Source organism: Bradyrhizobium sp. AUGA SZCCT0222 (genome assembly GCF_018130205.1).
Taxonomy (GTDB): domain Bacteria; phylum Pseudomonadota; class Alphaproteobacteria; order Rhizobiales; family Xanthobacteraceae; genus Bradyrhizobium.
In genome coordinates, this window is sequence record NZ_JAFCLX010000002.1 from 220,513 (window position 1) to 240,306 (window position 19,794).

A 19,794-nucleotide genomic window follows, 5' to 3' on the forward strand; every position below is an offset into this window, starting at 1 on the left:
CGGCTCAGCCGCTCGTCGCGTGCACGCCGGGCTTCCGTCCCGAGTTCCATTGGCCGCCGAGCGCGCGCTCGATCTGCGCCGCAAGCTGCAGCAGCAGCCCGTCATTGGCCTGCCTGGCCTGGGCCTGAATGCCGAGCGGCAGGCCATGCTCATGCTGCGCCATCGGCAGCGAGATTGCGGGAATCCCGCACAGATTGGCCAGCGGCGTGAACGCGAAATTGCGCCACAGATTGCCGAACCAGTCCAGCACCGACGGATTGTCGGAGATGGTCAGATATTCCGTGGTGCCGACCTTTGGCGTCGGCAGCGCGGTGATCGGCGTCAGGATGATGTCCCAATCCTCGAAGAACGCGCCGAAGCCGCGCGAGGTCGTGTTGAAGACCGCCTGCATGCGCGCCCGCTCGGCGAAGGTCGTGTGCCGGCCGGCTTCCCAGATCCGGATGTTGACCGGTTCGATGAGATCCGCCGGCGGCTTTTCGAGCCCGCGCGCGGCGAGCATGTTGCTGATGACCACCGCAAAATTGCTGATGTAGCAGGTGGTCTGGGCTTCAAAGGCGGCGCGATAGTCGACCGCGGGCAACGCGTAATCGACGTGATGGCCAAGGCCTTCGAGAAATTGTCCGGCTTTTTTCAGCTCCGACGCGATCTGCGGTGTCGCCTGGTAGTCGCCCCATTGATGCGAGAGCGCGATCCTGAGCCGCCCCGGATCGCGCTTGATCATGTCCTGATAAGGCTCCGGCGCGGTCCAGAACGGCATCAATTCGCCGGGCGCGGGACCGCGGCAGGCATCGACGAAGGCGGCGGTATCGCGCACCGTGCGCGACTGGCAGCCCTGGATCGACACCAGCCCCGACAAATCGGAAAGGTGTGGTGCCAGCGAGAACACGCCGCGCGAAACCTTCAGGCCGATGTTGCCGTTGACGCCGGCCGGGATACGGATCGAACCTCCGCCGTCGGTGGCATGCGCGATCGGCACCGCGCCCGCCGCGACCATCGCGGCGCTGCCGGCCGACGATCCGCAGGTGGTGTAGTCGGTATTCCAGGGGTTGCGCGTGACGTAGACGGCGGGATTATCAGCCGAACTGCAAACGCCGAACTCCGGCGTCGTCGTTCGTCCGATCAAATTGAGCCCGGCCTGGCGCATCTTCGATGTCAGGAACGTATCTGACGTGGCGCGATTGCCGCGCATCAGCAGCGATCCCATTTCCTGCAGGCGTCCGTTCATGGTCGGGCCGAGATCCTTCATCAGGAACGGCAGGCCGGCAAACGGCCCCGCAAGATTGGCGCCGGCCTTGGCGGGATCGTCGATCGCGTCCTCGAACAATTCGACCACGGCAGACAGCGCCGGATCGACTTTTGCGATGGCCGCTTTTGCCTGGCTTGCCAATTCCTGTGCCGTCAGTTCGCCCTTCCTGACGCGCTCCGCCAGTGCCACGCCGTCGTGCTGCGCCCATTCGTTCCAGTTCATCGGCAAAGTCATGCGGTCTATTTCCTTACGCGCGGCGTCTTAATGGGGCGCCGCTTCATGCGCCAACCCGGTTTCCTGTATCGTCGGCATCCACAGCCTTGCCAGCACCGGGATCACCAGCAGGCTGCAGATCGGGGATAGCAGCATTCCGCCGACGATGACGCAAGCCAGCGGCTGCTGAACCTGCGAACCGATCCCGGTCGAGATCGCCGCCGGGACCAGGCCGATGGAGGCCGACAGCCCGGTCATGAAGATTTGCCGCATTCTTGTTTCGGCGGCGCTGATGATCGCGTCCTCCGTTCCCATGCCTTCATCGATTTCGCGTCGGATATAGGACATCAGGAGAATGCCATCCATCGCGGAGACGCCGAACAGCGAGATGAATCCGACCGCGGCCGAGACGCTGAAATTGAGGCCGCCAATGTAAAGCCCCAGAATGCCGCCGGCCACCGCGAAGGGGATGCCCGACAGCGCCAGCAGACTGTCGCGGATCGAATTGAACAGGCTGTACAGCAGCATCAGGATCAACAGCAGGCTCAGCGGCACGATCAGTGCGAGCCGCTTCTTGGCATCGACCAGCGCGCCGTATTCGCCGGACCATTCCATCGAGTAGCCCTGCGGAAGCGGGACTTTCTTTCCGACCCGGTCCTGCGCCTCGACCACGGTCGAGCCGAGATCGCGGTCGCGAACGCTGTATTTCAGCGGAATGAAGCGCTGGCTGTTCTCGCGGTAGATATAGGCTGCACCGCTGACGAGCTTGACCTCGCCGAGATCGCCGAGCCGGATATAGGCGGTTGGCGTCTTCGGATCCGAATTCGGCAGCGCCACCGGGATCGCGCGGATGGCATCGACGTCCCTGCGGAATTCGGGCGCCAGACGCACCGTCAGCGCGAAGATCATCTCGCCTTCATAGACCTTGGAAACTTCCTGGCCGCCGATCGCGGCCTGGACCACGGAATTGATGTCGCTGATCGAGAAGCCGTAGCGCGCGGCCTTGGCACGATCGATCTGGACGACCAGATTGGGCTGGCCGAGCAGATTGAAACTGGCGGGATCGGCGACGCCGCGCACGCCGGAGAGTTCGGTCTTCACCGATTTGGACAGCCGCTCCAGCTCATTGAGGTCCTTGCCGAAGATCTTGATCGAGTTCTCGCCCTTCACGCCGGAAACGGCTTCCTCGATATTGTCCTGGATGTATTGCGAGAAGTTGAAATCGATGCCGACGAATTCGCGGTTGAGCTTCTCGCTCATCTGCTTGACCATCTGTTCCTTGGTCAGCCCCGCCGGCCAGGTGTCGGCGGGCTTGAGCGGGACAAAGAACTCCGCGAGGAACGATCCATCGGGGTCGGTGCCTTCCTCGCCGCGGCCCTGTTCGGAAAACACGGTCTGGACCGGCGGATAGCTCGATATGATGGCGCGGATCTTGGTCACCGTTTCCATGCCCGCTTCGAGCGTGATGGTCGGCGGCATCACGGCGCGGATCCAGAGATTGCCTTCTTCCAGCTTGGGCAAGAATTCGGTGCCGAGCCGGAAGCTCAGGCTGAGGCACAGCGCGAGAAACACCGCGGCGATAACCGCGGATCGGCGATAATTGCGGACCGCGGGCACCAGAATGGCCTGGTAGACGGTCCGGATATGACGGACCACGAAGGTCTCGACTTCCCGGACATGGGACGGCAGCAGGATCGAGGCCAGCACCGGCGTCACGGTGAAGGTGGCGATGACGGCGCCGAGCAGCGCATAGGCATAGGTGCGCGCCATCGGCCCGAAGATCTGGCCTTCGACGCCCTGCATGGTGAACAGCGGCAGGAAGGCCGCGATCGTGATGATCACCGAGAAGAAGATCGCCTTGTCGACCTCGATGGCGCCGGTCAGGATCCGGTGCAGCTTGTCGCTGAGCCGCGCCCGCCGATCCGGGGCCACCCCCGGCGTGTGGTGGGCGATATGGCGGAAGATGTTCTCCACCATGATCACGGTGCCGTCGACGATGATGCCGAGGTCGATGGCGCCGACCGACAACAAATTGGCGGACTCGCCCCGCATCACCGTGATCATGACGGCCAGGAACAGCGCCACCGGAATGTTCGCCGCGACGATGACAGCGCAGCGCAGATCGCCGAGAAAGACCCACTGGATGAGGAAGATCAGCGCGATCCCGAACAAGAGATTATGCAGCACGGTCTGCACCGTGATCGCAACGAGATCGCCGCGGTCATAGAACGGCACGATCTTGACGCCCGACGGCAGCGATCCGTCGGTGTTGATCTTCTCCACCGCCGCGCGCACGCGCTTGACCACGTCCATGGTGCGTTCGAGCTTCTGCATCAGCACGATGCCGGTCACGACGTCGGTCTTGTCGTCGCGGCCGGCGAGACCGAGCCGGGGCGCGAACCCGATCTGGACCTTGGCGACGTCGGATACCAGCACCGGAACGCCGCCCTGCTGGGTCAGCACGATATTGCCGATGTCGTCCATCGAACTGATGACGCCGATACTGCGGACATTGACCGACTGTTCGCCGATCGAGATGGTGCGGCCGCCGACATTGGAATTGCTGCCCGAGATCGCGGTCATGATCTGCGGCAGCGTCAGCCCGTAGGCCATCATGCGGTCGAGATTGATTTCGGCCTGGAATTCCTTGGTCTTGCCGCCGAGCACCGCGACGTCGGCGACCCCTGGCACGATGCGCAGCTTGCGCTCGACCACCCAGTCCTGCAGCGCCTTGAGCTTCATCACGTCCATGCCGGGCGGGCCGACCAGCTCGTAGCGGAAGATCTCGCTGATGCCGCCGGCGGGCGAGATCACCGGCAGCACGCCGGCCGGCAGCACCGCATCCTTCAGCCGGTTGAGGGTCTGCTGGCGCACGAAATGATAGTCGCGGCCGTATTCGAATTGCAGGCGGACGAAACCGAGCCCGTAGACGGTATTGGAGCGAATGAACTTCAGCCCCGGCGTCGAGGCGACCGCGATCTCGATCGGGATCGTGATGTAGCGCTCGACTTCCTCCGGCGACTGGCCGGCCTGCTGGGCAATGATCTCGACGATCGGCGGCGCCGGGTCGGGATAGGCCTCGATGTTCAGCATCAGGAAGGTGACGTAGCCGAGACCGAGAAAGGCCGCGAACGCGACCATCACCAAGAGCCGCCGCGACAGGCAAAACGCAATCAGACTACGCAGCATCCGTGGCCCCGGACTCTTTATTTGACGCGTTTTCTTGACGCGAACCGGTATCCACTTCGCTTGAAAACGCTATCAGAATCATTGACGCCACTCGTTGTCGACGAAGATCGCGCCGCGCGCGAGGACTTTTTCGCCGGCCTCGAGGCCGCTGCGAATTTGCGTCAGGCCGTCCTGCTGGATCCCGATCTCGACCGGACGGCGCTTGAACAGCAGCGGTTCGGTCTCGACCCAAACGGTAGCTGTGTCGCCCTCGCGGATCACAGCGTCGGTCGGCACCGCGGGATTCCGCGATGTTTCGCCGATGCTGATCTTGAACATCGCGAACATCTCGGATTTGAGCGCATGATCCCTGTTCTCGATCTCGGACCGGACCACGACGCGGCGCGTCGTCAGGTCCGACGTCGAGTTGATGGCGTTGATGCGGGCCTTGAACACCCGGTTCGGCACCGCGGAAACCCTGGCCTCGATCTCCTGGCCGATCCGCACCTGCGCGATATCCTGCTCGAAGATCTGGGCCTTCAGCCACACCGTCGAGAGGTCGGCGATCGTGTACAGGGCTTCGCCCGAGTCGGCTTTGACATATTGCCCCGGCCCGACCTTGCGCGAGACGACGGTACCATCGATCGGCGCGGTGATCGTGGTCACGCGATTGAGCATACCATCCTGCTCGAGTTTGGAAATTTCCGCATCGGCACGGCCCAAAATCCGCAGGCGGACGCGGGCGGCTTCGAACGCCGTCTCCGCCGATCGCAAATCATGTTCGGCGGCGGCAAGCTGCGCCTCGGCCTGCTGCAGGTCCTTGGACGGCGCAGCCTTGCCTTCATGGAGATCGCGAACGCGCTTCTCGGCGATAACAGCCAGGTTGTGCTGGGAGCTTGCCTTGCGCCTTGCGGCCTGGGCGGCGATGAAGTCGTTCTGCGGGACCAGTTGCTCGGGGCTGTCGATTTCCAGCAGCGGATCGCCCTTCTTGACCTGATCGCCGAGCTTGGCAACCAGACGGGTAACGCGGCCGGAGAACGGTGTCAGGACGATCGTGGAGGCATCCTCATTGTATCCGATCTGGCCGATCGCCGATCTTTGCGGGCGAAACGCAACTGTCTCAACCTTGGCGACCTGCAGCTGATGCATCTGGTCGGGGACGACCCGGACAAAGTCCGCCCCCTTCATGGTGCCTTCGGCCAAGGTGATCGATGCCGTCAACGACACGCCGAACAGCGCGGCAATCAGCCAGGGAAAATGCGTTTTCGCCGTAATTGACATGCCCCGGACGATACCCCAGCCGCGCGACCCAAAACAAAGAAATTCGCGCGGACCAAAGCATGCCGCTCGGGCCGCAGCTAGGGGCGGGAAGCTTCAACCACTGGAATATCCGCGTCCCGCCTCAATTGCCGAGCGTGATGTTGGCTTCCTGAATGATCCCCGCGAACTTATCCGATTCCGAACGGACGAAGGCGCGCAGCTCGGCATCGGTCATGCTGCGGGACACGATACCCTGGATCGCCAGTTTCTCCTTGATGTCAGGCCGCGCCATGATCTGCGGCATCACCTCGGCGAGACGGGCGAGGATCGGCGCTGACGAGCTGGCGGGCGCGAACATCGCAAACCAGTTGAGGAGCTCGTAGCCGGCCAGTCCCGGAGCGTCGCTGAGCGGCGCGACATCGGGCAGTTGCGGCATGCGCTCGCGCGAGGTGACGGCGACCGCGCGGATCTTGCCGGACTGGATCAGCGGCAGCGCGGCGGCAAGACTGGAGAAGCTCATGGTGACGGCGCCGACCGCGACGTCGGTCACCGCCGGCGCCGAGCCGCGATAGGGCACGTGCTGGACATCGGTGCCGGCCATCTTGTTCATCAGCTCGCCGGCGAGATGCTGCGGATTTCCTACGCCCGACGACGAATAGCTCAGTTTGCCCCGGTTGGCCTTGGCGTAGGCGACCAGGTCCGCCGGCGTCCGCACCGGGGAGCTGTCGGCCACGACGACCACACAGGGCACAATCCCGGCGAGCGCGATCGGGACCAGCTCGGTCTCGGGCTGATAGGTCATCTTTTCCTTGTAGAGATGCTTGTTGACCGCGATCTCGCCCGAAGCCGCCATCAACAGCGTGTGGCCGTCATTGCCCGCCTTGGCGACAGCCTGGGCCGCGATCATCGCGGCCGCGCCGGCGCGGTTCTCGACGATCACGGGCTGCCCCAACACCTCCCGCATCGGATCGACCACGAGCCGCGCCACCAGATCGACGCCGCCGCCGGCCGGATAGCCGACGAGAATGCGCATGGTGTGATCGGGATAGGTCGATTGCGCCAGGGCCCGGTGGGCGCCGGTGACGGCGGCTGCGCTGGTGGCGATGAACAAGCGGCGTGAGATCATGGTGGTTGCTCCCAATGGATTGGTCTCACAGGTGATCTTGCCGCGGCTCGCCTGGTCCGCACTTAAGTTTACGAAATTGAGCATGCCGATCCTAGTCGGCACGACCTTGTCAACGATCGAATCAGCGCGTAGAGCGGACTAGCGGCAGCGTAATCCGCCCTCCGAACCAAAGACAAAATGGCGGATTGCAACTTCGGTTAACCTGCCGTACGCCTCATGAACTCGGTATAAATTGTAATGCGCGCGACGTACGACATACAGTACGACCGCAGCGAGGACAGCGGCAAGAGCCCCTACTGAACGAGAGCCCAAATTGAGAGGCCCACGCATGATCGGCGCGTTCATAAGGAGACGGCCTCGCACGTTTTGGTATGCGATTGTCGGATTGATAACCGGCGCGTTGGTTGGACACCTTATCGGCGGAATTGGTGTGGCGATGCGCGGCGGCGCCTTCCGTGTCTATCCGGATTTTGCCTTAGCCATAGTTGGGGCAATTGCTGGCTACCTCATCGGCAACAAAAGAGACAGGGCCGCCAATGAAACGAAAGAGGCCGGCAACTGAGACGGCCAGTTCCGCCCAATGTGGAGCGCCAGTAGCATCCCCGATGCTATAGTTGCCATACCAAAAGTGCGGTTACGCGGGCGGGTGAGTCGTGACTTCGCTCGAGCAAGCCGCAGCCGCGGCGCGGGTAGTCCGCGTCGCTGTCTCGAGAAAGGGATGCCTTCGGTGCTCGCGGAATCGTACTTTGACGAGAGCAACACCCATGGGGGCAAGGACAGGCTTTGCGTCGGTGGTTACATTTTCCGTAAGGAAAAGGCGGAGGAACAGACCGAGCGCTGGGGGAAGATGCTCACCAAGTGGGGATTAGAATTCTTCCACATGGTTGACTGCGCGCACAATGTCGAAGGGTTCAAGCACCTGACCAAAGACGAGTGCGACTTGGCTGCGCGGGATGCAATTAAAATCATAAAGGAGACGGCCAGTGCCGGTGCCTGCGTCACTGTTCTGGAATCAGAATATGACCAGATACTGCCTAAGCTCCAGTTCTTTGGAAGCGCATACGATTCATCCGCGCGAGATATCATGACCGGCGTCGCTGCATGGATAGAAGCCGAGAAGTTCGACGGGATGATGCATTACTATTTCGAGGCTGGGGTTGCGACCGAAAACAATGCTAGCGCCTGCATCATGCGGATGATGACAGACCCCGACATGAAGCAGGAAGCCCGCTATTCAGGGCACAGCTTCGTTCCGAAGAAGTGTTCACCCGGTGTGCAGGCTGCCGACATACTGGCATGGCATGCGGGACAAGATTGCAAGCGAGCATTAAGAGGTGACCCCATCCGCAAAGACTTTGCCAATCTTTGCGAGATACCACACAGGGTCATTCACATGACCCGCCAGCGTCTGCAAGAGAAAGCAAAGATCATAACCACAGCTATGTCTGAGGCCGGATTAACTCCTGAGCTTGTCGAAGCAATCGAGGCCGCGCTTAAAAGCAGATGTCTCTAACCTAGGCGGATTGGCGATCGCATAATCTACGGTCCGAACCTTCTCAACCCCACGCCCTCGATGAATGGTAACTTCATGGCTAGAGATGAATTCAGCCGGCCTACAGTAGATCGGTTGGCGAAGCGCGTTGGCATGCGCTGCTCCAAGCCTGACTGCCGTGAGCCAACCTCAGGTCCGAGCGCAGATCCAACTGGTGTGACTAACACCGGAGTAGCATCGCATATTTGCGCTGCGTCTCCCGGTGGCGCGAGGTACGATGGCGAAATGACATCGGAAGAACGTTCAGACATCAAAAATGCAATCTGGCTGTGTCAGACGCATGCAAAACTGATCGACGACGACGAACTTTCGTTTCCTGCGAGCCTGTTACGCGAGTGGAAGTCTACGGCTGAGCAAATTGCAGCTTTAGAGGCTCGCGGCTATGCGGTCACTCGGGCGCAACCATTTCCCGATCTAGAAAAGAAGGCGCCCAAGCTGATCGCTGAAATGAGGGAAGACCTTCGAAAGGAGCCGCTTGTCCGGCAGTTTGTTCTCATCCCGAACCGAAGGGTCTCCTATAACGCGGGGTCCCCACAGTTCATGTATTTTGAGGACGAGCACGAATACTTGTCATCCGTGATGACCATCATGTTGCACGTCGGCGCGATTTACGATGCAAGATTCAACCGAGTGCCGCGCTACAATTTTACTGAGGAATTTGTTCGGTTTCTGATTGGCAATGGTTAGATTGAGCGTGATTACCGCAGGCCAAACAACTCGTCCCCAAGCGCAAAATCCACAACATACCGTAACAATGTCGCTCAGCAGACTCTTGAGGACCAGCGAAAGTTGTTTGGAATTAACGGTCGCCGTCCGGCCCAAACCAAAGCGGCGGATTACGCCTTCGGCTCTGATCCGCCGTACGCACACGCCTTGCCATTACGCACCTACAAACGCCCTTACAAAGGCCACCACTGCCAGAAAATAGATCGCAGCATGCCAATGTGCGACAAGGCGTAAATAGCCAAACCGACAGCAATAGGCACCGTTAAAGTCACTGCAAAGGCCACCGGCCAACGAATAGCTCTCACGGCAACAGCCCCCTTGGCGCTAACCGAGAACGGTCCGATTTTTAGGTTCAGTTCGGGGGGTGCCCGGCTCATGACGCAGCTCTCCTTAAGAAGGTTTTAGAGCTGTCTTTCGGGGCGATTTAGATATGTTGCCCATGTTCGAGGGCACCGCAAGCGCTAAGTTGGACCATTTAAACCGCTGCGATTCCTAGTGATTTTTTCTCAAGTTGAAGTACACAATCTTCCTTGCAATTTCAAACTCCTAGAACCGCAGCTTGGGGAAAATAGTCTACTTGGATAACTTTTCGAGAATCCGTTTTAGCCAAACCTCCGCTTGGGGGTTGCTTCACTCATTCGGACAGTTTCTTTATTTTCAGTGCGCGTCGAACTGCATCCAAGGGAAGCAGTCACGACACCCCCACCAACCAGAGCGGAATTATGGGAATTATGGTGAAGTGCACTGAACTGGGCACCGCAATCACGAGCCGCTCTACCGCGTTGCATCGGTTGCTTCAATTAAGTTCTGCTTTCCAGAAATTATACTTGACAACTTCGCCAAATCAGCAGTACATCGGTTTCGTCTCATCCCTTCACGAGGGGCGTATCGCGATCGTCCGGACGCGGGGTGGGATGCGGTGGACGCCGATGTTGCGCTTGACGGGCGCGGCTGAAGCGTACGGCGAAAGCGTGTGGTCCTGGCGCCCGTGACGGCGTCAAGTCTTGCGGAGCGATCTGCGAGGCGACGGTGGCAATAGAGGCCGTCTCACCGGGGAGAGCGCGTCATAAGCCGTAAAGCCATTGCGCAGGGGATGTCGGATGTTCTCCGCTGCCCTGTATGCTCATGTGCAGTGTTCTTTGCACTATTCGCACATGAGACCGCGGGTGCAGCGCGCATCCGGCATTCCCTGCTCCCTTGTTTTTGGGAGAAGCAGCATCAACCACTCGGGCGCTTTGCGTCGCGGGATCGCGAAATCGTATCTGGAATTTGGGCGCCGTCATTGCGAGCGAAGCGAAGCAATCCATCGCGCGGCATCAATAAAGCAAAGCATGGATTGCTTCGCTGCGCTCGCAATGACGACCAAGCTGTTTGAAATTCAAATCACTGCATCGCGGCCGCAATCTTCTCCGCCGACATCAGGACCGGAAAATTGGTGTTGGCGCAGGGCACGACCGGGAAGATCGAGGCGTCGACCACGCGCAGGCCCTGCACGCCCTTGACGCGGCCTTCGGTGTCGACGACCGACATCGGGTCGTCCGGCCGGCCCATCCGGCACGAGCACGAGGCGTGCCACACGCCGATGGTTCCCTTGCGCACGAAGCTCTCCAGCGCCTCGTCGTCGTTGATCACGTCGTCGAACGAAAATCCTTCGACCACGAAATTGTCGATCATGTAATGGCGCAGCGCCGCCGGGCCGTCCATCAGGGTGGCGGCGATTTTGGTGAGGATCCTGTTCTTGTTGTTGACCACGCCGATCTTGCGCACGCGGTCGGTATAGGAGGCAGGGAAGGGCTTGTCGGTGACCGCCCTGACGGCGTCACTCATTTGCACCGCCGCCATCTTGCGGAAACCGCTCATCAGGCGATCGAGGTCGCGCCGGTCGGACAACAGGTTGAACTCGACGATCGGTTCAGCCGCCGGGTCGCGCGAGGCGAGCTTGACCTGTCCGGTTTCGGAATAGGTCTTGTTGACGAACGTCAGCGCCGAGCCGATTTGCTCGCCGACCGCATGCCAGGCCGATTTGCTCAGCACCACGACGAACATGTCGCCATCAGGCACGCCGGGCAGTCCGGACGAATAACGCAAGCCGACCTGCATGTGACGCCTGGTATGCCCGTTCATGCGCGCGCCGCGGCGGACGAAAGAGGATAGCGAAATCGAGGGATGATCCATCAGCCGCTGGCCGACACCTTCAAGTCCCATCAGCACGGGAATGCCCATGTCCTTGAGATGACCGACCGGGCCGATGCCGGCGCGCAGCAGATGCGCCGGCGAATGGATGGCGCCGCTGCACAGAATGATCTCGCGGCCGCGGAATTCCTGCTCCTTGCCGTCGACGAGGGCCTTCACGCCGACGCACTGCGTGCCTTCGAACAGCAATTCCCTGACCTGCGTGTTGGTGGAGATCGTGAGATTGGTGCGCTTGCGCGTTTCGCGGTCGAGATAGCCCATCGCGGCCGAGACGCGTTGCTCGGCCTGGTTGGAATGCGTCACGGGGAAATAGCCGTCGACGAACTCGCCGTTCTGGTCCGGAAGGAATTGATGGCCGGCCTGCTGGAAGGCGTCGGCGAAAGCCTGCGAATGCTTCGTCCAGTGCTCCCGCGGGATTCGTCGCACCGGGATGCGGCCGTCCTTGCCATGGTACGGTCCGTCGAAATCAAGGTCACGCTCGACCTTCTTGAAGTAGGGCAGTACGTCCTTCCAGTTCCAGCCGGTGGCGCCCCGCGCTTCCCATTCATCGTAGTCGGTCGGCGCGCCGCGGTTGGCCATCTGGCCGTTGATCGAGGAGCCGCCGCCCAGCACCCGCGCCTGTTCGTATTTGCGCAAGGGAGGACGCCCCTCATTGGGATTGTTATGGCTGACGATTTGCGTCGTGACCTTGAGTTCGGTCCAGTGGAAGCGCGGATCGAAATAAGCGGTGCCGGGATAGCTGTCTCTGATCTCGGCCGGCTCGTTGCCGGGCGGGGTGTCCTGGCCGGCCTCGCACAGCAGGACCTTGTTGGCGCTTTTGGCCGACAGCCGATGCGCCATGACCGAACCAGCCGAACCGCCGCCTACGATGATCGTGTCATACACTTTGGCATTTCCTCTTGTTGTTGATCTTGTTGCCGGGGAAGGTAGCGCAGCTCCGCGTCCGGGTCACGCCCGGCTGTCGCCGCTGTCCACGAGAGAGCGAATCGTCACGGATGTTCGGACGGGCGGTCGGTCTCGTCATGCAAAATCCGCTCGGCGGCCCCCTCGAGATCGTCATACTGCCCGTTTTTGAGCGACCACATGAAGGCCGTCAGTGCGGTCAGGCCGATCCCGAGCGCGATCGGTATCAGATAGAAATAATCCTTCATTCGGCGGCCTCCATCATGGCCTTGGCCGAAAGTTGTGCATCCGCACCAGCGCGTGGCGTGATCTTTGGCGGGCTCCTGAGGCGTAGCGCGTTGGCGACCACCAGCATCGACGATGCAGACATCGCCACGGCTGCGACCAGCGGCGTCACATAGCCCATGATGGCGACGGGGACCGCGACCAGATTATAGGCGATCGCCAGGGCGAAGTTTTGCCGAACGAGCCGTCTGGAATTGCGCGCGACGGAAATAGCCTGAGGCACGGCGGACAGGCTCTCGCGCAAGAACACCAGATCGGCTGCGTTACGTCCGATATCCGCCGCGGTCGCCGGCGCCATCGAGGCATGCGCGGCCACCAACGCCGGCGTATCGTTCAAGCCGTCACCGACCATGAGAACCTTCCGGCCCGAGGCTTCAAGCGCTGCGATGTGCGCGATCTTTCCGGCGGGCAATACCGCAGCGAAGCAGGGAACATCGAGTTGTCGGGCCATTGGCGCTACCGCGGTTTCACGATCGCCGGAAACCACCTGGACCAGAATGCCGGCGTGCTTCAGTTCGGTCACCGCCGTCGATGCATCCGCGCGCAAGAAATCCTCGAAACGAAATTCGGCCAGGCGGGTTCCGTCTTTGGAAAGCACGACGGACTCATCACCTGGCATCCGCCCGGCGTTGTCCGGGCTCGCAACTGCCCATTCCGGCCGGCCGAGCCGGTAAGTGATAATGCCGGAGCGCGCCTCAAGGCCGAATCCGGGATGCTCGGAGACTTCGTCGAATACGATGCGAGACGGCGGAAGATCGGCGGCGGCTTCGACCAGCGCGCGCGAATAGGGGTGGCGGGAGTGACTGGCCAGTGCAGCCGCAATCCCGGTTGCCTGCCGGTCCATGCTGTCAGATCCGAGCAGGCGAGGACGGCCCAGCGTCAGCGTTCCGGTCTTGTCAAACACGACCGTGTCGATTTCGGCAAGCCGCTCAAGGGCGCCGCCGTCCTTCACCATGATGCCGCTCTCGAACAGCCGCCGGGCCGCGACGACCTGCACCATGGGTACCGCGAGGCCAAGCGCGCAAGGACAGGTAATGATCAGAACCGCAATGGCGATCGTCAGCGCGCGGTGGATATCGCCGGTTGCGAGGAGCCAGCCGGCAAGGGCGAACAGCGCCGTGAGATGGACGATCGGCGCGTACAGACTGGCGGCGCGGTCGGCGATGCGGCGATAGGCCGAGCGACCCTGTTCGGCGGCCTCCATCATCCGCACCATCTCGCCCAGGAAGGAATTGTCCGGCGTCGCCGTCGCGACGATGGTCAGCGGCCCTGTCAGGTTCAAGGTGCCCGCGCGCAGCAGGGATCCGACCGTCGCCGGCACCGGTGTCTGCTCTCCGGAGACCAGCGAAGCATCCAGTTCGGACGTTCCCTTGGTAACGGTTGCGTCGACCGGCACACGTTCGCCTGCCGCCAGCATGATGGTCATGCCGGTCTGGATTTCGTTCACCGGAAGATAGACCTGCTTGCCGTCCGCTTGCAGCACCCGCGCGCCACGTGCCGCGAGTTGCGCCAGCCCCTTCACGGCCAGCCGGGCCCGCTCGCGCATCATGTGATCGAGCGTGCGCCCGATCAGCAGGAAGAACAGCAGCGAGATTGACGCATCGAAATAGGCGTGCGGCCCATGCTGCGTGGTGTCGTAAAGGCTCATGCCGAAGGCGAGCAGCACACCGATGGAGATCGGTACATCCATATTGGTGCGCCGATGCCGCAGAGCCTGCCATGCCGAACGGAAAAATATCCGGCCGGAATATGCCAGCGCGGGTAGCGCGATGATGGCCGACAGCCAGTGAAACAGGTCGCGTGTCTCGGACTCAGCGCCCGACCAGACCGAGACGGAAAGCAACATGATGTTGCTGGCAGCGAATCCCGCGACCGCCAGCGCGCGGATCAATTCCGACAGCTCACCGTTCCCGTCAACCGACTCGATGTCGAACAAATGGGCTTCAAAACCGGCCTGCCTGAGCGTTTCGAGGAAAGGCGGCGGAGCGCTTTCGGCGTGCCATCTGACGGTCACGCGCCTGGTCGAGAGGTTGACGCGGGCGCTTTCCACGCCGGCAAGCCCGCCGAGTGCCTTTTCGATGGTCCGGATGCATGCCCCGCAATGCACCGTGGGCACCGACAGATCAGTCTGGCGCACGCCATCGGCCACGATGCGGCTCGCGAGCAGGACTTCCTCGCCGGTCCCGGCCGCATCCCGAGCAAGCAATGCCGATTCGGCTCCCGGTGCGCAGCAACCCATCGCAGGAACTCCAACCGTCTCGTTATGCTCGGGACCGCATCGTTCGATAGGCGTGCCAGCTTCCGTGTCCCAGCACCGGGAAAACGACGATCATTCCCAACAGGCCGGTGACGATGCCGACAAAAATCAACGCAAGCATGATCGCCGCCCAGGTCAGCATGACCGGAAGATTGTTCCAGACCAGCGCCATGCTGGTGCCCATGGCGGTCAGCGCATCGGTGCGCTCGCTCAGCAGCATCGGAATCGAAAAGGCGCTGATGGCGAATGCGAAGGCCGCAAACAGGCCGCCCACCGCGCCGCCGACCACCAGCATCGCCCAACCGATCTCCGTCGTGAACAGCATCGGGATGATATGGTCGAGGCCGGGAAAAGGACGCAGGCCGAAAAACAGCGCATAAAGGATGACCGCCGCGCGCATCCACAATAGCGTCAGCCCAACAAGCAGCACGCCTGCGAACAGAATCTGACCGCCTGAATCCGGCCTGACGAAGATCATGTTCCACAGGCTGACGGGCCTGCCTTCCTCGATGCGCCGGCTTTTTTCGTAAAGTCCGATTCCAATGATCGGCCCAGCCACCATGAAGCCCGCAAACGCAGGAAGCAGGATATAGTCGAGGCGCAGGGCAAACAGGCCGACGACGGTGACGAGCGACACCAGAAATACCAGCACCCCGTAACTGATGCTGGCCGCCGGATTGATTTTGAAATCGCGCCAGCCGGCCGAGAGCCAGCCCAAAGCGGCTGCGGGAGCGACGTTGCGCTTCCAGGTCTGCGCTTGCGGCAGAGGCGGAACAACGTCCGGGATCGAAATCATCGCTGATCTCCCTGCATTCTCACCGCGGTGTGCATGACGACTTTGCCGCGCTGAATTTTCCGTCCCCAGGGCTGCCTTCGCCCTGGCGGACATGCGCAACGCATTCCGGTTGCGATGTGACCGCCATATAGACCAGGTGCGAGTTGGCGATCAGCACCAATAGCAGCCCGGCACCGACCGCGGCCCAAACAACGGCCTTTGTCCTGAACTGTGCCGTCGCTGCGCCGCTGTCGCTCATCGCTGCTCCCGACGAAGATCGAACAGGTAAAGCGTGAGAATCTTGCGGTCGAGCGGCGAAAGTCTTCCCTCCCAGGCCGGCATCTGGCCTTGCCGGCCGCTCCACACCGTCGTGTAGATCGACTCGGCGTCGCCACCGTAGATCCAGAGCCGATCGGTCAGGTCAGGTCCACCGAGATCAGCCTTGCCCTTGGCGTCGTCGCCGTGGCAGGCGACGCAATTGGCGGCGAAGACGGCCTTGCCGGCGTCGATCTTCGCCGCGGGCACGTCCTTTGCGACAGCCGGATCGGAAAGACTGCGCACATAGTTCACGACGTTTTCGACTTCGTCCTTTTTGAGCATCTGATCGCGCCCGAACGCCATCATTTGCGCCGTCCTGGTCTGCGGATGTGTCGAATTGATACCGACGCGGATGGTTTCCGAGATGCTTTCGGGATCGCCGCCCCAAAGCCATGACGCCGTCGTCAGGTTCGGAAATCCGTGGCCGCCTTGTGCATTCGATCCGTGGCACGGCGCGCAATTGTCGCCGAACAGCGTCCGGCCGGTCTGCCGCACCCGTTCCATCAATTGTGGATCGGCCTGGATCTCCTTGAAGCTTTCAGCCTCGACGCGCCTGGTCCAGACGCCGCGTTCGAGAGCGGCCTGCTTCACGCTCTCCGTGACGACGTTGCGCTGGTCGATGCCGAGCAGGCCCTTGGTGTAGGTCACACCGAGCGGCCACGCCGGCATCAGCACCCAGTAGCCGACGGCGAACAACGCCGTCACGATCAAAAAGAAATAGACCGCCCGTGGCACCGGCGTGTTCAATTCCTTGATGCCGTTCCACTCATGACCGGTCGTCATGTAGCCGGTGTATGGATCGCGTTCTTCTACCGCCATGGCTGATCCCTGTGCGGCTTGTCCTCGTGGTCGAGGATCGATTGCGCGGCCTCGTCGAAATGCTTTTTGTTCGACGGCCAGAACGCATAGACCAGCACGCCGATCGAGAGCGCGATCAGATAGAACAGGCCGAATGACTTCGAGAACCAAACCACAAAATCATTGTCCATGATCAACCTCCCGCCGCGGCGACCGGCTTATGCGCAGCATCGGTCAGCTTGCCGAGAATCTGCAGATAAGCGACCAGGGCATCGAGTTCGGTAAGATTGCCCGGTTTGCCGTCGAAGGCCCTTACATTCGTCGCCGCGCCATATCGCTTGGTGACCCCTTCCGCGTAAGGCGTATCGGGCGCCGCCTGACCGTAGGCATCCAACCTCGCATTGGCGATCATCTCGTCGGTATAGGGGACGCCGACCTTGCGCAGCGCCGCCAGGTGCGCGCCGAGGTCATCGCTCCGCAGTTCTGTGCGCCCGAGCCATGAATAATGCGGCATTACTGATTGAGGAACCACGTCGCGCGGGTTGTTGAGATGCCGCACGTGCCATTCGTCCGAATATTTGTTGCCCATGCGCGCCAGGTCGGGACCGGTCCGCTTCGATCCCCAGAGCATCGGGTGATCATATTTGGATTCGACGGCGAGCGAATACGGGCCGTACCGTTCAACCTCGTCGCGCAGGGTCCGGATCATCTGCGAATGGCAGGCATAACAGCCTTCGCGGATGTAGATGTTGCGGCCTGCGATTTCGAGCGGGGTGTAGACCCGCATGTTCGGCGCGTCTTCGACGGTCTGATGGATCGTGAACAGCGGAATGATCTCGACCGCACCGCCGATGCTGGCCGCAACGATGATGGCGAGCAGAAAGCCGATGGTCTTGCGCTCGAGCCGGTAATGCAGGTTGAACATGTGCGTTCACTCCGCCGGTTGAGGCGCGGTAGCGCCTGCGAGCGCGGGAACGGGGCGATCGGCCAGCCTTTGGTCGGCCGGCTGATCCGCGGTCCGAATGGTCATCCAGATGTTGTAGCAGGCGACCAGCGCGCCGATCAGGAAGAAGAGGCCGCCGATGGCGCGCGCGATATAGTAGGGATGCATCGCAACCACGGATTCGACGAAGGAATAGGCGAGCGTTCCGCTTTCATTGTAAGTCCGCCACATCAGCCCCTGGATGATGCCGGAATTCCACATCGCAAAGACGTAGATTACCGTACCAGCGAGTGCGAGCCAGAAGTGCACTTCCACCAGCCTGGCGGAATACATCCGCTCGCGCTTCCAGAGCCACGGCACCGAGGCATAGATGGCGCCGAACGTGATCATCGCGACCCAGCCGAGCGCGCCCACATGGACGTGCCCGACAGTCCAGTCCGTATAGTGCGACAGCGAGTTCACCGAACGGATGGCCATGAACGAGCCTTCAAAGGTGACCAGACCGTAAAACACCGCCGCGACCATCATGAAGCGCAAGGTCGCGTCGTCGCGAACCTTGTGCCAGGCGCCGTTCAGCGTGAGCAGCGCGTTGCCGGCCGAGGCCCATGACGGCACCAGCAGCATGACCGAGAACGTCATGCCGAGCGTCTGCACCCACTGCGGCAACGCCGTGTAGTGCAGATGATGCGAGCCCGCCCACATGTACATGAAGGTGATGCCCCAGAAGCTGATGATCGACAGCCGATAGGAGAAGATCGGGCGGCCGGCGCGGACCGGCAGGTAATAGTACATCATGCCGAGGAAACCGGCCGTCAGGAAGAACGCAACGGCGTTGTGGCCGTACCACCACTGCGTCATCGCATCCTGCACGCCGGAGAATGCCGAGTAGCTCTTGGCATGACCAAGTGACACCGGAATCGCCAGATTGTTGACGATGTGCAGGATTGCCACCACCAGAATGAAGGCCATGTAGTACCAGTTCGACACGTAGATATGCGGCTCTTTGCGGCGAACCAGCGTTCGCAAATAGATGATGAAGTAGGTGACCCAGACGATCACCAGCCAGATGTCCGCATACCATTCCGGTTCGGCATATTCCTTCGACTGCGTGACGCCCATCAGGTAGCCGGTTGCGGCGATGACGCAGAACAGATTGTAGCCGAGCAGCACGAACCACGGGCTCAGCTGGTCGGGCAGGCGCGCGCGCGTGGTTCGTTGCAGGACATAGAACGAGGTTGCGATCAGGGCGTTGCCGCCGAAGCCGAAGATCACGCCGGAGGTGTGCACGGGGCGGAGGCGTCCGAAGCTCGACCAGGCTGCATCAAACGTCAGGTCCGGGTAGGCGAGTTGCCACGCGATCCAGTCGCCGACAAAAAGTGCCGGCACGAGCCAGACCATCGCGAGGATAATGCCCATCCGGCTGGGATCGTCGAAATAGCGCTCCAGCCGGTCGTCGCCGGGCTCCGGGTCGTAATAACTGGAAATGACGCCGAACGCTCCCAATATGCCCGCCAGCAGCACGATGGCGCCATGAACGCCCAGCACGTTGTCCTGCGCGACGGCTACCATCGCCAATCCGCACACCGACACCGCAACTAGAATTATCAGCGCAAGCTGCCGTTCGTATCTTGTCAGTTGGGCAATCATGGGTCGCAGCTTTCTCCAGGAAGTGGGAAGCCGGCAAGTCAAGCACCATCGTGTGCCCTGACCCGATAAAGGTCTCGGGCCAACGGATGCAGGCTACTCCATCGCTGCAATCCGTCCAAATGAGTTTTAGGAGCCTTGTGGCTGATCAGCGGCAAGCCAGAAGGCTAAACGAGCGCAAGGAAAGCCTCAGCTTTCGCCCAAGTTTCAGGAAAGCTTGGGGGCTTGTCTGTGCAAAAACGGACCTGCGCAGCAAGCCCGGCGCATGTCCGTTTTTGCATAGTCAGGCGCATTCGCCCCCAGCGAACATTCCGTCACGCGAGACATAACCGCTGCATTGCCGGTGGCGATGGTCTGGAAGCAGTTTGACGCTGCGCCGCAGCAGGT

17 protein-coding genes are annotated in these 19,794 nt (G+C 61.4%); 3 read left to right on the forward strand and 14 right to left on the reverse strand.

What is annotated here, in order from left to right; translation table 11 throughout:
- Positions 1 to 4 precede the first annotated feature (4 nt).
- The 4 genes from JQ629_RS02455 to JQ629_RS02470 form a co-directional block, all read right to left on the reverse strand.
- On the reverse strand, positions 5 to 1,480 hold the full coding sequence (locus JQ629_RS02455; RefSeq protein WP_212410914.1) for an amidase: 1,476 nt from the start codon (positions 1,478 to 1,480) through the stop codon (positions 5 to 7).
- Between the two features lie 27 nt (positions 1,481 to 1,507).
- On the reverse strand, positions 1,508 to 4,648 hold the full coding sequence (locus JQ629_RS02460) for an efflux RND transporter permease subunit (protein WP_212410916.1): 3,141 nt from the start codon (positions 4,646 to 4,648) through the stop codon (positions 1,508 to 1,510).
- Between the two features lie 78 nt (positions 4,649 to 4,726).
- Positions 4,727 to 5,908: an efflux RND transporter periplasmic adaptor subunit gene (locus JQ629_RS02465; RefSeq protein ID WP_212410918.1), complete on the reverse strand. Its 1,182-nt coding sequence runs from the start codon at positions 5,906 to 5,908 to the stop codon at positions 4,727 to 4,729.
- Positions 5,909 to 6,029: 121 nt separating this feature from the next.
- A complete protein-coding gene (locus JQ629_RS02470) occupies positions 6,030 to 7,013 on the reverse strand; it encodes a Bug family tripartite tricarboxylate transporter substrate binding protein (protein ID WP_212410920.1) in 984 nt (327 codons plus the stop codon).
- Positions 7,014 to 7,341: 328 nt separating this feature from the next.
- Between JQ629_RS02470 and JQ629_RS02475 the strand changes: the two genes are divergently transcribed.
- The 3 genes from JQ629_RS02475 to JQ629_RS02485 all read left to right on the forward strand — a co-directional run bounded on the left by JQ629_RS02475 (position 7,342) and on the right by JQ629_RS02485 (position 9,252).
- On the forward strand, positions 7,342 to 7,575 hold the full coding sequence (locus JQ629_RS02475; protein WP_212410921.1) for a hypothetical protein: 234 nt from the start codon (positions 7,342 to 7,344) through the stop codon (positions 7,573 to 7,575).
- A 156-nt stretch (positions 7,576 to 7,731) separates the two neighbouring features.
- Positions 7,732 to 8,526, forward strand: a complete 795-nt coding sequence (locus JQ629_RS02480) for a DUF3800 domain-containing protein (protein ID WP_212410923.1) — start codon at positions 7,732 to 7,734, stop codon at positions 8,524 to 8,526.
- A gap of 264 nt (positions 8,527 to 8,790) precedes the next feature.
- Complete coding sequence (locus JQ629_RS02485) at positions 8,791 to 9,252, forward strand: hypothetical protein (RefSeq protein WP_212410925.1); 462 nt, start codon at positions 8,791 to 8,793, stop codon at positions 9,250 to 9,252.
- A gap of 212 nt (positions 9,253 to 9,464) precedes the next feature.
- Here JQ629_RS02485 and JQ629_RS02490 read toward each other — a convergent pair whose 3' ends face one another.
- The 10 genes from JQ629_RS02490 to ccoN form a co-directional block, all read right to left on the reverse strand.
- Positions 9,465 to 9,668, reverse strand: coding sequence for a hypothetical protein (locus tag JQ629_RS02490; RefSeq protein ID WP_212410927.1), 204 nt, complete (start codon positions 9,666 to 9,668; stop codon positions 9,465 to 9,467).
- Between the two features lie 1,006 nt (positions 9,669 to 10,674).
- Entirely contained in the window at positions 10,675 to 12,369 is a 1,695-nt protein-coding gene (locus JQ629_RS02495; RefSeq protein ID WP_212410929.1) for a GMC family oxidoreductase, read from the reverse strand.
- Between the two features lie 104 nt (positions 12,370 to 12,473).
- Positions 12,474 to 12,635 carry a cbb3-type cytochrome oxidase assembly protein CcoS gene (gene ccoS / locus JQ629_RS02500; RefSeq protein WP_212410931.1) on the reverse strand — a complete coding sequence of 54 codons (162 nt, stop codon included), beginning with the start codon at positions 12,633 to 12,635 and terminating at the stop codon, positions 12,474 to 12,476.
- A complete protein-coding gene (locus JQ629_RS02505) occupies positions 12,632 to 14,911 on the reverse strand; it encodes a cation-translocating P-type ATPase (protein WP_212410933.1) in 2,280 nt (759 codons plus the stop codon). The genes ccoS and JQ629_RS02505 overlap by 4 nt, the downstream gene beginning before the upstream one ends.
- Before the next feature lie 22 nt (positions 14,912 to 14,933).
- Positions 14,934 to 15,725 (reverse strand): DUF2189 domain-containing protein, encoded by a 792-nt coding sequence (locus JQ629_RS02510; RefSeq protein ID WP_212410934.1) that lies wholly within the window; start codon positions 15,723 to 15,725, stop codon positions 14,934 to 14,936.
- A gap of 19 nt (positions 15,726 to 15,744) precedes the next feature.
- Positions 15,745 to 15,963, reverse strand: coding sequence for a hypothetical protein (locus tag JQ629_RS02515; protein WP_212269801.1), 219 nt, complete (start codon positions 15,961 to 15,963; stop codon positions 15,745 to 15,747).
- A complete protein-coding gene (ccoP, locus tag JQ629_RS02520) occupies positions 15,960 to 16,841 on the reverse strand; it encodes a cytochrome-c oxidase, cbb3-type subunit III (protein ID WP_212410935.1) in 882 nt (293 codons plus the stop codon). The genes JQ629_RS02515 and ccoP overlap by 4 nt, the downstream gene beginning before the upstream one ends.
- Positions 16,832 to 17,011 carry a cbb3-type cytochrome oxidase subunit 3 gene (locus JQ629_RS02525; protein WP_409363322.1) on the reverse strand — a complete coding sequence of 60 codons (180 nt, stop codon included), beginning with the start codon at positions 17,009 to 17,011 and terminating at the stop codon, positions 16,832 to 16,834. The genes ccoP and JQ629_RS02525 overlap by 10 nt, the downstream gene beginning before the upstream one ends.
- A 2-nt stretch (positions 17,012 to 17,013) precedes the next feature.
- Positions 17,014 to 17,745, reverse strand: a complete 732-nt coding sequence (ccoO, locus tag JQ629_RS02530; RefSeq protein ID WP_212269798.1) for a cytochrome-c oxidase, cbb3-type subunit II — start codon at positions 17,743 to 17,745, stop codon at positions 17,014 to 17,016.
- Positions 17,746 to 17,751: 6 nt separating this feature from the next.
- Complete coding sequence (gene ccoN, locus JQ629_RS02535) at positions 17,752 to 19,410, reverse strand: cytochrome-c oxidase, cbb3-type subunit I (RefSeq protein WP_212410936.1); 1,659 nt, start codon at positions 19,408 to 19,410, stop codon at positions 17,752 to 17,754.
- Positions 19,411 to 19,794: the final 384 nt, after the last annotated feature.